The following is a 12,050-nucleotide window of genomic DNA, read 5'->3' as shown; positions in this document are numbered from 1 at the left end:
TTACTCCGCGCGCACGTTCGCACGCCGGACGACATCGCCCCATTTGGCACTGTCGGCAGCGACGAAGTCCTGGAACGCCTTGGGCGAAGCGCTGGTGACGGGAATGAGGCCGGCCTCCGCCATGGCCGCTTGAACACCTGGATCGTTCACCGTTCGCACCAGTGCGTCGTATAGCGTCTGGATGACGGGGGCCGGCGTAGAAGCCGGCACGAACACCCCTTGCCACGAGGACGTGACGTTCTTGGGAAACCCCTGCTCTGCCAGGGTGGGGACGTCAGGCAATTGCGGCAGCCGCTGGCGCGTGGACGCGCCAAGGACCTTAATCCGTCCGCCTTTTATCTGGGGCAGGCCGGTCGCCAGGGCCAGGAACATGAAGTCGATGCGGCCCGCCATAAGATCCGTCATGGGACCGGCGCCGCCCTTGTAGGGAACATGCAGCAGTTGCAAGCCATGGCTGAGCGCCAGCTCTTCCACTTGAAGCCGATTGACGCTGCCCACGCCAGGCGAAGCAAAAGTGACTTTGCCCGGATTCTGTTTGATGTAGGCCAGCAGTTCGGCCATGCTGTTGGGCGGAAACTTCTTGCTGGCCACCACGATCCCGGGGATGTCGCAAACGAGGCTGACCGCGGCCAAGTCGGTCAGCGGCTTGAACGGCATGTCTTTGTAGATATGCTCATTGACCGCCATCGACCCTACGTTGGTCAGCGCAATCGTGTATCCGTCCGGCTTGGCGCGCGCCACCTGATTCAGTCCGATGATGCCGTTCGCACCATCGCGGTTATCGACAACGACTTGCTGCCCGAGAATTTCGCCGAGCTTGGGCTGGATGATGCGCGCGGGCACGTCGGTCGCCCCTCCGGGGGCGAAAGGCACGACCATGGTGATAGGGTGGCCAGGGTAGCTGGCCGACTGGGCCTCGGCTGGGCCGTGCCGCAGTCCCAGTCCGCTGGCCAAGGTGGTGGCACCGGCGGCCAGAAGCGTGCGCCGGGCCGGGGAAAACGCTCGATCACTCCTCATTTCTTGTCTCCTTGTATCGTGGTGGCATGGCTGGAAGGAGCGAGGCACAAGCGTGCCCGCATATCAGTCATACTCGGGAACCAGCTCTCTCATCTTGGCGAACAGGGCGGCTTGGCCCTCGAAGCCGAACCCTTCCCACTGGCCGATGGCGATATGGCCATCAACCACCTCGAGGTCGTCCGCATACCCCGACAGCACGCCGAATACATCGGGATACGATTCGCATGCGCCGAAACCGAAGGCGGCCGAAGCATTCAGCGATATTTGATTGCCGCCGTGGGGCACCATCGAGGCGGTAGACCAGCCGAATTCGGCCAGCATCCGCACGATATTGGCGGCCTCGTGCATGCCATAGGCATGAGGGATATCCCACTGCAGGATGTCGGTCCCGGGGCGCATGCCGCCGTAGCGGGCGAGGTTGCGCAGCTCTTCGAACGAGAACTGGTTTTCGCCGGTCGCCACGGGGTTCCCGTACATGGCGATGAACTCGGCATTAGCCTGGTAGTCGTTCGGATGAACAGGCTCCTCGAACCAGCGCAGCCCGTAGTTCTTCAGCGCTTGGGCGAATTCAGGCAGGCGCCCGGGCGCTATCCCTGAGTTCGCGTCGACGGCCAGGCGTGCCGGGTCGCCCACGACGGCCAAGGCGGCGTCGACCCGCTTGAGGTCGTCGACAAGGGGAGCACCACCCACCTTTATCTTGACCGTGCGATAACCCATGTCGAGGTACTTCTGCACTTCATCGCTCAGATCCTTCACGTTCTTGTCTGGGCTATACCAGCCGCCGCCGACGTAGCACTCGACCTTGTCGGCGACACGGCCGCCGCGATACCGGTCGGCGGCGAGTCGATAAACCGGCACCTGGGCGAGCTTGGCCACGACGTCCCATACCGCGCATTCGAGGGTGCCTATCGCGGTGGCCCGCTCACCATCGCCGCCCAGTTTTTCGTTCTTCTTCAGGGCCTTCAGCGTCGCCGCTGGGTCAAAGTACCGGGGGTCGATCGCGAGCTCCTCTTCTCCCATCTGGAGCAGCTTGGGGATGAAGCGTTCATTGAGCTGATGGGTGGGGGGTTGGAAACCCGTGGCACTGAACGAGAAGCCAATAACGGGCTTGCCATTGCGGATCACGTCGGTGATGGCTGCGACCACCGTTGCGGCAGAGTTCACCCGCGAACCGCGGGCATTGAACATATTGGTTTCCACGCGCACTGTTTTTGCGCGAACGTCGACGATTCTCACGAAGTTCTCTCCATCTGGACGTGCACTTGATGCGCGGGTGGGGCGCAGGCACGCGGGGTTGAAGGTACGAGGAAGGCCGCGGTGTCCCCATCGGGGACGCCGGCCGTAGCCAATCAGGCGGGTTGTGACTGCTTCAGGTCGAGTGCCGTTGCTTCGAAAATTCCTTCGCGACGAACTCGACGAAATCCCGCACACGCGCGACGAGCTGGTGCCGCGGGGGATAGACCGCATAGAGGTCGGAATCCGGCACGTGGAAATCGGGCATGACGCGGACCAGGCGTCCGCTCCGCAAATAACGGCCGACATCCCATTCGGCGCGCAAAATGATGCCGTGGCCTTCCAATGCCCAGTTGACGGCGATTTCCCCGTCGTTGGTGCTCAAGTTGCCGCGGATCTTCACCGCCAGGGGTGCTTCGTTCTTTTCGGCGCGATTATGGGCGAGAAGCCAGATGCCGTAACCCTTGTCCCCCTGCCTCAGGCCAATGCAATTGTGCCGGGACAGATCCTCCAGTGTCCTTGGCATGCCATGCTTGGCGATATAGGCGGGTGACGCGCACAGCACCCTGTGGTTGGGGCCCAGATGCTTGGCGATGACCCGGGTTTCAGGCGGCGCGCCAAACCGGATGCTGACATCGAAATCGTCGTTCTGCGCCGGCGGGTGAACGGATAGCTGAAGCTGGACCTCGACGTCCGGATGCGCGCGAACGAACTTGGAAACCAGGGGAGCGACATGGCGGCGGCCGAAACCCAGCGTCGCATTGACGCGAAGCAGTCCCTTGGGCGAAGCCTTGGCGCCGCTGAGCAACTCGGCCATGTCGTCGATCTCGCTCAGGATGCGGCGGGCGTGCTTCAGGTAGAGCTCGCCCTCGGGAGTCAGGCTCATACGCCGGCGCGTGGTGCGGTTGACGAGCAGCAGCCCCGCGCGCGCCTCGATTTGAGCGAGCCGCTTGCTCACAGCGGCTGTCGTGATGCTCAGTTCCCGCGCAGCGGCACTGAGGCTTCCCGCGCTGACCAAAGTAGAGAAGAAGCCGAGATCTGCCGGTTGAATTTCGCTGCCCATGGTCTGTCGCTGATAGAGTTCACGTAAGTGAACGTGAACTCTAGTGGCGCGGTCACACCCTGTCCATGGAGAGGCATGGCCGGGGCCGCTATCGCCGCCCATGCCGCCAGGGGCCAATACAGCCGGGAGCCGCCGGTCCGGCCCCTCAGCCGTCACAAGTCGTTCAGTCCGCATGGATCTTGGCTTTCTTGATGATCGCGGCGTAACGGGCAGTCTCGGCTGCGACAAACTCTCGTAGCTCGCCAGGAGTGGTGTGCACGGCCTCTGCTCCCAATTCGGCAAATTGGGCGACCAGCCGCGGGTTTTCCATGGCCTTGACCAGCGCCTTGTGGAACGTCTCGACAACCGCTCCGGGAACCCCGGCCGGCATGTAGACAGCCCACGAGTTGGTTCCTACCAGGTCCTTGTAGCCGCTTTCAATAAAGGTCGGCACGTCAGGCAGCAACGGGCTGCGCCGCGCGCCGGTATAGGCGATGGCACGCAGGGTGCCCGCGCGCAGCTGAGGCATGGCGTTGGGGGGTTCCAGCGTAATCATGTCGATCCGGTTGGCGATGACGTCTTTCAAGGCCTCGCCGCCTCCCTTGTAGGGAATATGCGTGGTCTGAATGCCAGCGACCTGGTTGAGCATTTCTCCGGTCAGCTGGGCAAAGGTGCCTATCCCGCCGGACCCGAAATTGAGTTTTCCCGGCGCGGCCTTGGCTGCCGCCACGATATCGTCCACGGTTTTGAACGGCGACGCGGCCGGGACGACCAGCACCGATGGCGCCAGCGCAATCAGCGAAATCGGGGTGAAATCGCGCTTCATGTCGTACGGTGTTTTCGTGATCAGCGGCTGGGTGATCGACGTCGACAAGGCACCCAGCGTGAAGGTATAGCCGTCCGGCTCGGCCCGCGCCGCGGCCACCATGCCGATGGCACCGGCGGCCCCTGGCTTGTTCTCGATGACAACGGTCTGTCGCAGCTCTTCGGCCAGGGCCTGGCCGAAGATGCGGGCCATCCTGTCCGACGCGCCGCCCGCGGGAAAATTGACGATGAACGTCAGGGGGCGCGAAGGATAGTCCGCCAGAGCGGACAGCGGTGCCAGCATGCACAGGGCCGCCAGCGCAATGGCCGGGCGGCGCTTCAATTGCAGCATTCTTTGTCTCCTGTTCCTGCGGCAGCACAGCGGAACAACGTCCCGGTTCTGCCGCACGCCGCCGTTTTTACGGCGGTCTGTTTTTCATGGCCCGCTGTTTCATCACACGGGTCCAGGCGTCGAAGGAGGATTTTGCCCGCTGATCGCGCTCCTGCAACGCAGTCGCAGTTAATCCGGCCTTAAGTTCAACTCAACAAATGGCCGCCGGCCTCCCTGCATGCCCCCAAGCACCTGCCGGCACATTCGCTGTGCGGCACTGCCCTGCCGCAGTGCGATACCTGCTGCTATCGCACTAGGCTGGTGCTCCCGGCCCACGCCCCTGCCTTCAAAATCCGGCACGCCCCTTGCTTAACCCAGCTAGCGGCACCATGCGTGCCGCGATCGAACCCAGGGTCACGGCGCAGCCGGCGGCCCGCACCAGGACAACGGCGTCCCCTCGCAGCATGGCTGCGGCGGGACGCCGTTTTCGTTTCCGGAACTGTCTGACCGAGTCGAACATGATGAACAGATCGAAACTGGTTGTGGTGGGCAACGGCATGGCCGGCATCCGCACGCTGGAGGAACTGCTGGCACTCGCGCCCGACCGATACGACATCACGGTCTACGGCGCCGAGCCGCATCCCAACTACAACCGCATCCTGCTTTCACCCGTGCTCGCGGGCGAGCAGAGCTTCCAGGACATCGTACTCAACCCCTTGGCATGGTACGAGGAGAACGGCATCACGCTGCATACTGGGCAGCCGGTCGTCCGCATCGACCGCCGCCGGCGCGTGGTGGTGGCCGCCAACGGCGACGAATCTGCCTACGACCGGCTGCTGCTGGCAACCGGATCGAACCCCTTCATCCTGCCGATTCCTGGCAAGGAGCTGGACGGCGTGATTACGTATCGGGACATCCACGACACCGAAGAAATGATCGCCGCGGCGCGGACCAAGCGGCGGGCGGTCGTCATCGGTGGCGGGCTGCTCGGCCTGGAAGCCGCCAACGGCCTGAAGCTGCGCGGCATGGACGTCAGCGTGGTGCACCTGGGCGAATGGCTGCTGGAACGGCAGCTCGACCGCACCGCCGGCAAGATGCTGGAAGCATCCCTGGCGGCGCGCGGCTTGAACTTCCTGCTTGGGCGCTCGACCAGCGAGATCCTGGGGGACGATGCGGGGCGGGTACGGGGCGTGCGCTTCAAGGATGGCGAGGAAGTGGAGGCCGAACTGGTGGTCATGGCCGTGGGCATCCGGCCCAATACGGCGCTGGCGGAAGCTGCGGGCCTGCACTGCCGCAACGGCATCGTGGTCAACGACGTGCTGCAGACCTTCGATCCGCGCATCTACGCCGTGGGCGAATGCGTCAATCATCGCGGGACCGCCTATGGGCTGGTCGCGCCGCTGTTCGAGATGGCCAAGGTCGCCGCCAACCACCTGGCCGAGCTGGGCTACGGCAGCTACAAGGGCTCGGTGCTGTCGACCAAGCTCAAGGTAACCGGCATAGACCTTTTTTCCGCCGGCGATTTCAGCGGCGGCAAGGATACCGAGGACATCGTGCTCTCGGATCCCGCCGGCGGTGTCTACAAGCGTCTGGTGATCAAGGACGACAAGCTGGTGGGCGCGTGCCTCTATGGAGACACCGTGGATGGCGCCTGGTACTTCAAGCTGCTGCGTGAAGGCCGCGCCGTCGGCGATTTGCGGGACCGCCTGATGTTCGGCGAATCCAGCGTGGGCGATACCGGCGTACAGGGACAGAGCCGCGCCGCGGCCATGCAGGATAGCGACGAGGTGTGCGGCTGCAACGGCGTCTGCAAGGGCACCATTGTGCGGGCCATCCAGGACCAGGGCCTGTTCACCGTGGACGACGTCAAGAAGTACACCAAGGCCGCGAGCTCCTGCGGCTCGTGCACGGGGCTGGTCGAACAGATACTGATGAACACCCTGGGCTCCAACTTCCAGGAAGCGCCCAAGACGCGCGCGGTATGCGGGTGTACCGACCATAGCCACCAGGCACTTCGGCAGGCCATCCGGGAGCACAAGCTGCTCAGCCATGCCGAGGTCTATGCCTTCATGGATTGGCGCACGCCCAACGGCTGCGCCACCTGCCGCCCCGCGATCAACTACTACCTGATCTCCACTTGGCCGCGCGAAGCGGTGGACGACCCGCAAAGCCGCTTCATCAACGAACGGGCGCACGCCAACATCCAGAAGGACGGCACCTTCTCGGTCGTTCCGCAGATGAAAGGCGGCGTAACGAATTCGGACGAGCTGCGCCGCATCGCGGACGTGGCCGACAAGTACGCGGTCCCGATGATCAAGGTCACCGGCGGCCAGCGCATCGACCTCCTGGGCGTGAAGAAGGAAGACCTGGTCTCGGTGTGGCGCGACCTGGGCATGAACTCGGGCCACGCCTACGGTAAATCGATCCGCACCGTGAAAACCTGCGTCGGCATGGAGTTCTGCCGCTTCGGCACGCAGAACAGCACGCAAATGGGCATAGAACTCGAAACCATGCTGGCCAACATGTGGAGCCCGCACAAGGTCAAGCTGGCCGTATCGGGCTGCCCGCGCAACTGCGCGGAGTCGGGCATCAAGGACGTCGGCGTGATCGCCGTCGACAGCGGCTGGGAACTCTACGTGGGGGGCAACGGCGGCATCAAGACCGAAGTCGCCCAGTTCCTGGCCAAGGTCAAGACGCCGGAAGAGGTCAAGGAGTACACCGGCGCCTTCCTGCAGCTGTATCGGGAAGAAGCCTATTACCTGGACCGCACGGTGCACTACATCGGCCGGGTGGGGCTGGACTACGTCAAGCGCCGGATCGTCGAGGATGCCGCCGGCCGCAAGGCGCTGTATGAGCGCCTGCTCTATGCCCTGGAAGGCTTGCGCGACCCATGGGCAGAACGGGTCCAGGGCAAGGCCGCACGCGAATACATCCCCCTGAAACTGGCTTCCGAAGAGGTTGCATGATGAATGCCGCCAACGCACCCTGGATCCGCCTGTGCGAGGTGGACGAGATTCCCCGGCTGGGCAGCCGCGTGGTGGAACGCCCGAGCGGCAACCTCGCGGTATTCCGCACCGCGCAGGACAAGGTGTTCGCCGTGCAGGACAGCTGTCCGCACAAGAACGGGCCGCTGTCGCAAGGCATCGTGCACGGTGAGTCGGTCACGTGTCCGCTGCATGGCTGGCAGATCGGGCTCGAGGACGGACAGGCCAAGGCGCCCGACGAAGGCTGCGTGCGCCGCTTCCCCGTGCGGGTGCACGAGGGCATCGTCTATCTGGACCTGAGCTGAACGGTGGAGCATCCCATGGACCAACCGCGTACCACCGCATCGACCTGCTGCTACTGCGGCGTCGGCTGCGGAGTGCTGATCGACAGTGTCGGCGACCGCATTGTGGGCGTACGGGGCGACCCCGACCATCCGGCCAATGCGGGCCGCCTCTGCTCGAAAGGCCTCTCGCTGGCGCAGACTGCGCAAAGCCATGCCGGGCGGGCACTGGTTCCGTCCTGGCGCCCGCAGCGGGATGCGCCGCTCCAGCCCGTGGACTGGGACGCGGCGTACGACCACGTGGCCACGCGCCTGGCCGACATCGTGCGCCGCCACGGTCCCGACGCGGTCGCCTTCTATGTCTCGGGCCAGTTGCTGACCGAGGACTACTACGTCTTCAACAAGCTGGCCAAGGGGCTGGTGGGCACGAACAACATCGACACCAATTCCCGGCTCTGCATGTCGAGCGCGGTCACCGCCTACAAGCTCGCGCTCGGCGCCGACGGCCCGCCCACCTGCTATGAAGACCTGGACCATGCGCATACGGTGCTGATCGCGGGCAGCAACATGGCCTACGCCCACCCCGTCCTGTATCGCCGGCTGGAAGCGGCACGCGAGGCGCGGCCCGGCACGCGCTGGATCGTCGTGGACCCGCGGCGGACCGACACCGCAGCGATGGCCGACCTGCATTTGCAGATACAGCCCGGGACCGACGTTGCGCTGTTCAACGGCATGCTGCACCACCTGATCTGGGAGGGCTGGCTAAACCCAGCCCACATCGCCGATCACACCGAAGGCTTCGATGCCGTCAAGCGCCTGGTACGCGATACCACGCCCGCTGCCGCCGCCGCGGTGTGCGGCATACGCGAACGAGACCTGTGCGATGCCGCCGAGTGGTTCGCCCGCAGCCCGGCCACGCTGTCGCTCTACTGCATGGGCCTGAACCAGTCGGCCCGCGGTACGGACAAGAATCTGGCGCTCATCAACCTGCATCTGGCGACCGGGCAGATCGGCCGTCCGGGGGCCGGCCCCTTCTCGCTGACCGGCCAGCCCAACGCCATGGGAGGACGGGAAGTGGGCGGCATGGCCACCATGCTTGCCGCCCACCGCGACATTGCCAACGAGGCCCACCGCGCCGAAGTCGCCGCCTTCTGGGGCGTGGACCAGGTATCGGGACGCACGGGGCTGACCGCCGTCGACATGTTCGACGCCCTTGCCGCGGGCCAGGTCAAGGCGGTCTGGATCGTATGTACCAACCCGGCGCATTCCCTGCCGCGCCTGGAAGCCGTGCGGCAGGCGCTGCGCCGTGCCGAACTGGTCATCGTGCAGGAGGCCTATGCCGATACCGATACGGTGGCCTTCGCAGACGTGCTGCTGCCGGCCGCCAGCTGGGGCGAGAAGGAAGGTACCGTCACGAACTCGGAGCGGCGCATCTCCCGCGTCCGGCCGGCGGTGCCGCCGCCCGGCGAGGCCCGGCCCGACTGGCGGATCGCGGCGGAAATCGGGCGGCGCATGCAGGCGTTGCTCAAGCCCGGCACCCCCGACTTGTTTCCGTACGAGCACCCGGGCCGGATTTTCGAGGAACACCGTGCCCTGACGCGCGGCCGCGACCTCGACATCGGAGGCCTGGACTACGGCCTGCTGGAAACGCAAGGGCCGCAGCAATGGCCGTATCCGGCCGGCGCATCGCAAGGACTCGCGCGGCGCTACACCGATGGCCGCTACGCCACCGCGTCGGGCCGCGCATGCTTCCAGCCCGTGGCCTACCGCCCCGTGGCGGCGGCAACCAGCGCCCGGCATCCTTTTCACCTGACGACCGGGCGGCTGCGCGATCAATGGCACGGCATGAGCCGCACGGGCCGGATCGCGCCGGCCTTCTCGCATGCGCCCGAACCGACCCTGGACATGCACCCGGCGGACGCCGCCCGCCGTGGCCTGGCCGAAGGCGAACTGGTGCGCATACAAAGCCGCGATGGCGTCCTGGTGCTGCCATTGCGGCTGACCGAGGACCTGCCTTCGGGCAGCGTATTCGCCGCCATGCACTGGAACGGTCAGTTCTTGAACAGCGGCGGGGTCAACGAAGTATGCAACGCCGCCGTCGACCCACGTTCGTTCCAGCCCGAGCTCAAGCACAGCGCAGTCAGGATCGAGAAAACCGAGCTCGGCTGGCGGGTCCGCGCGGCCATCCGTGTCGACGGCCAAGCGCAGGCCCTGGCCCGCCGCGCGCGGCTGCAGCCCTTGCTGGCGCCGTGCGGCTATGCCGCGCTGGGCATGCGTGGCGACATGCAGCGTGCGGTGCTGACCCTGACTGCCGCATTGGCCACGGTCGACGAGGCCTGGCTGGAAGCGGTGGCGCAAGCGCTGGACATGGACGCCAGCCCCGACGTCCTCGAATACCGCGACGGACGCCGGGGCGTACGCAAAGCCGCCCGGTGGCAGGGAGACCGCCTCGACGCCTTCTTCCTTGCCGGGGATGTGAGCCAGGCGGACGCGCTCGCGCAACGGCTGCTGGACGGCGCGGCATGGACAGGGTCGCGCCTGCGCGTCTTCACTCCGGACAGCAATGGCGGGATACGCGATCGCATCGTCTGCCAATGCCAAGGCGTGCCGGAATCGGCCATCCAGGCGGCCATCACCCGAGGCGCCGACGTGCCGGCGCTCAAGATGACGCTGGGCTGCGGCACGGTGTGCGGATCTTGCGTTCCCGAGCTGTCGCGCCTATGCGCCGGATCGCGGCTGTCGGCCTGAACGATGAAAGGACAAGGATAGGAACATGGACAAAGGACGAGTGATACTGCTGGGGGCCGGGCCGGGCGATCTGGAGCTGCTGACCCGCAAAGCGGTGCGCGCGCTGCTGGCTGCCGACATACTGCTGCTGGACGAGCTGGTCTGCGCCGACATCGTCGAACTGGCCCCGCGCGCGCGCGTGCTGCGAGTGGGCAAGCGCGGCGGCTGCCGTTCCACGCCGCAGGCCTTCATCCAGCGCCTGATGCGCCGCTACGCGCTGCAAGGCAAGACCGTGGTGCGAGTGAAAGGCGGCGAGGCGCTGCTGTTCGGCCGCGCAGGCGAGGAAATCGCGTTCCTGGAGGCGGCCGGCATCGAGGTCGAACTGGTCAACGGCATCAGCTCCGGCCTGGCGGCCGCAACCTCCCTGGGCATCTCCCTCACCCATCGCGATTACTGCCACGGTGTCAGCTTCGTCACCGCCCATACCCAGGACGGCGCATCGCCCGACTGGTCGGCGCTGGCCCGGAGCCGGACCACCCTGGTGATCTACATGGGCATGCAGCGCATCGAGCAAATCGCCACGGAACTGCTCGCGCATATGCCGGCATCCACGCCGGCCGCCGTGGTGCAGTGGGCGTCGACCCCGCGCGAAACGACCCTGGTCAGCCGGCTCGACGGGCTAGCGGCGCAAGCCCGCCAGGCAGGGATGGGCAGCCCCGCGATCATCCTGGTGGGCGATGCGGTAGGCCTGGCCCGGGCCCGCGCTACCGTGCCGTTTCGGCAGAGCGCCTGAAGCCGCCCTGCAGCCAATCCAGCGTGTCCTCGGTGCGCCGCGACGGCAGGTATTCGGCGCCGACGAATCCGTCGTACGGCAGTTGGTCCAGCGCGGCAAATACATGGCCGAAATGGATCTCGCCCGTACCGGGTTCGTGCCGTCCCGGGTTGTCCGCGAACTGGATGTGGCCGATGCGCGCGCAATGGGTACGAAGCGTGCGGATCAAATCACCTTCCATGACCTGCATATGGTAGATGTCGTACTGCAGGCGCAGGTTGGGATGCCCGGCCCGGTCGATAGCCGCCAGCGCGGCCTGCGTCCGGTCGATCAAGTACCCCGGGCGGTCGACCGAATTGATGGCTTCGATCACGACACCCACCCCGATATCGGCCATTACTCGGGCAGCATATTGCAGGTTCGCCGCCAAGGTATCCAGGCAGCGCTCGCGATCGTGCTCGGGGCCCGGGCATCCCGCCAGCACATTGACATTGCGCGGCCGCAGCACGCGCGCGGCTTGCGCGGCCTGGGCCACCGCCTCGCGGAAAGCGTCTTCCCGGCCCGGCACGCCGGCCAGCCCCTGGCCCCCGGTCATGAAGTCGCCGGCGGGAATGTTGTACAGAACCAGCTCCACCCCTGCCGTATCGAGCGCCGCCCGCCATTGCACGGCCTCGTGGTCATAGGGAAACTGCATCTCGACCGCCTCGAATCCGGCACGGCGGGCCGCCGCCGGCCGCTCCAGCTCGGGGACTTCGCGAAACAACATGGAAAGATTGGCCGAGAATCGGATCATGGCTATGCACCGTGGACGACTAGGCGGCAGTTTACGAGCTAAGGGCCTCGGGCGCCCAGCTCCCCG

The 12,050-nt window shown here is 65.8% G+C and carries 9 protein-coding genes; 4 read left to right on the top strand and 5 right to left on the bottom strand.

Annotated features, from left to right (window positions below):
* The 4 genes from QHC78_RS17220 to QHC78_RS17205 all read right to left on the bottom strand — a co-directional run bounded on the left by QHC78_RS17220 (nucleotide 1) and on the right by QHC78_RS17205 (nucleotide 4,448).
* The gene (locus QHC78_RS17220; protein WP_319746713.1) at nucleotides 1–1,017 is read right to left on the bottom strand and encodes a Bug family tripartite tricarboxylate transporter substrate binding protein; all 1,017 of its coding nucleotides are present in this window, start codon (nucleotides 1,015–1,017) and stop codon (nucleotides 1–3) included.
* A gap of 63 nt (nucleotides 1,018–1,080) precedes the next feature.
* Nucleotides 1,081–2,253 carry an enolase C-terminal domain-like protein gene (locus QHC78_RS17215; RefSeq protein ID WP_319746712.1) on the bottom strand — a complete coding sequence of 391 codons (1,173 nt, stop codon included), beginning with the start codon at nucleotides 2,251–2,253 and terminating at the stop codon, nucleotides 1,081–1,083.
* A 133-nt stretch (nucleotides 2,254–2,386) separates the two neighbouring features.
* Nucleotides 2,387–3,313, bottom strand: a complete 927-nt coding sequence (locus QHC78_RS17210) for a LysR family transcriptional regulator (protein WP_319746833.1) — start codon at nucleotides 3,311–3,313, stop codon at nucleotides 2,387–2,389.
* Between the two features lie 163 nt (nucleotides 3,314–3,476).
* Entirely contained in the window at nucleotides 3,477–4,448 is a 972-nt protein-coding gene (locus QHC78_RS17205) for a Bug family tripartite tricarboxylate transporter substrate binding protein (RefSeq protein WP_319746710.1), read from the bottom strand.
* Between the two features lie 500 nt (nucleotides 4,449–4,948).
* Here QHC78_RS17205 and nirB point away from each other — a divergent pair, with 500 nt between their 5' ends.
* Genes nirB through cobA form a run of 4 tightly spaced genes read left to right on the top strand, consistent with a single transcriptional unit; the run spans nucleotide 4,949 to nucleotide 11,212 of the window.
* Entirely contained in the window at nucleotides 4,949–7,393 is a 2,445-nt protein-coding gene (nirB, locus tag QHC78_RS17200) for a nitrite reductase large subunit NirB (protein ID WP_319746830.1), read from the top strand.
* On the top strand, nucleotides 7,390–7,716 hold the full coding sequence (gene nirD, locus QHC78_RS17195; protein WP_319746708.1) for a nitrite reductase small subunit NirD: 327 nt from the start codon (nucleotides 7,390–7,392) through the stop codon (nucleotides 7,714–7,716). The genes nirB and nirD overlap by 4 nt, the downstream gene beginning before the upstream one ends.
* Before the next feature lie 15 nt (nucleotides 7,717–7,731).
* Nucleotides 7,732–10,440 (top strand): nitrate reductase, encoded by a 2,709-nt coding sequence (locus QHC78_RS17190; protein ID WP_319746706.1) that lies wholly within the window; start codon nucleotides 7,732–7,734, stop codon nucleotides 10,438–10,440.
* Between the two features lie 25 nt (nucleotides 10,441–10,465).
* The gene (gene cobA, locus QHC78_RS17185; RefSeq protein WP_319746704.1) at nucleotides 10,466–11,212 is read left to right on the top strand and encodes a uroporphyrinogen-III C-methyltransferase; all 747 of its coding nucleotides are present in this window, start codon (nucleotides 10,466–10,468) and stop codon (nucleotides 11,210–11,212) included.
* Here the strand turns inward: cobA and QHC78_RS17180 are convergent.
* A complete protein-coding gene (locus QHC78_RS17180; RefSeq protein WP_319746702.1) occupies nucleotides 11,184–11,984 on the bottom strand; it encodes a hydroxypyruvate isomerase family protein in 801 nt (266 codons plus the stop codon). The two genes, cobA and QHC78_RS17180, sit on opposite strands and share 29 nt — an antisense overlap.
* Nucleotides 11,985–12,050: the final 66 nt, after the last annotated feature.

The sequence above is a fragment of the Pigmentiphaga sp. genome, assembly GCF_033795525.1.
Lineage (GTDB): Bacteria > Pseudomonadota > Gammaproteobacteria > Burkholderiales > Burkholderiaceae_B > Pigmentiphaga.
This window is presented reverse-complemented; position numbering and strand designations above follow the sequence as displayed.

Bases quoted from the DNA above. Each gene is read 5' to 3' on its own strand.
- QHC78_RS17220 (WP_319746713.1), bottom strand. From the start codon at position 1,017: ATGAGGAGTGATCGAGCGTTTTCCCCGGCCCGGCGCACGCTTCTGGCC.
- QHC78_RS17210 (WP_319746833.1), bottom strand. From the start codon at position 3,313: ATGGGCAGCGAAATTCAACCGGCAGATCTCGGCTTCTTCTCTACTTTG.
- QHC78_RS17205 (WP_319746710.1), bottom strand. From the start codon at position 4,448: ATGCTGCAATTGAAGCGCCGCCCGGCCATTGCGCTGGCGGCCCTGTGC.
- nirB (WP_319746830.1), top strand. From the start codon at position 4,949: ATGAACAGATCGAAACTGGTTGTGGTGGGCAACGGCATGGCCGGCATC.
- nirD (WP_319746708.1), top strand. From the start codon at position 7,390: ATGATGAATGCCGCCAACGCACCCTGGATCCGCCTGTGCGAGGTGGAC.
- QHC78_RS17190 (WP_319746706.1), top strand. From the start codon at position 7,732: ATGGACCAACCGCGTACCACCGCATCGACCTGCTGCTACTGCGGCGTC.
- cobA (WP_319746704.1), top strand. From the start codon at position 10,466: ATGGACAAAGGACGAGTGATACTGCTGGGGGCCGGGCCGGGCGATCTG.
- QHC78_RS17180 (WP_319746702.1), bottom strand. From the start codon at position 11,984: ATGATCCGATTCTCGGCCAATCTTTCCATGTTGTTTCGCGAAGTCCCC.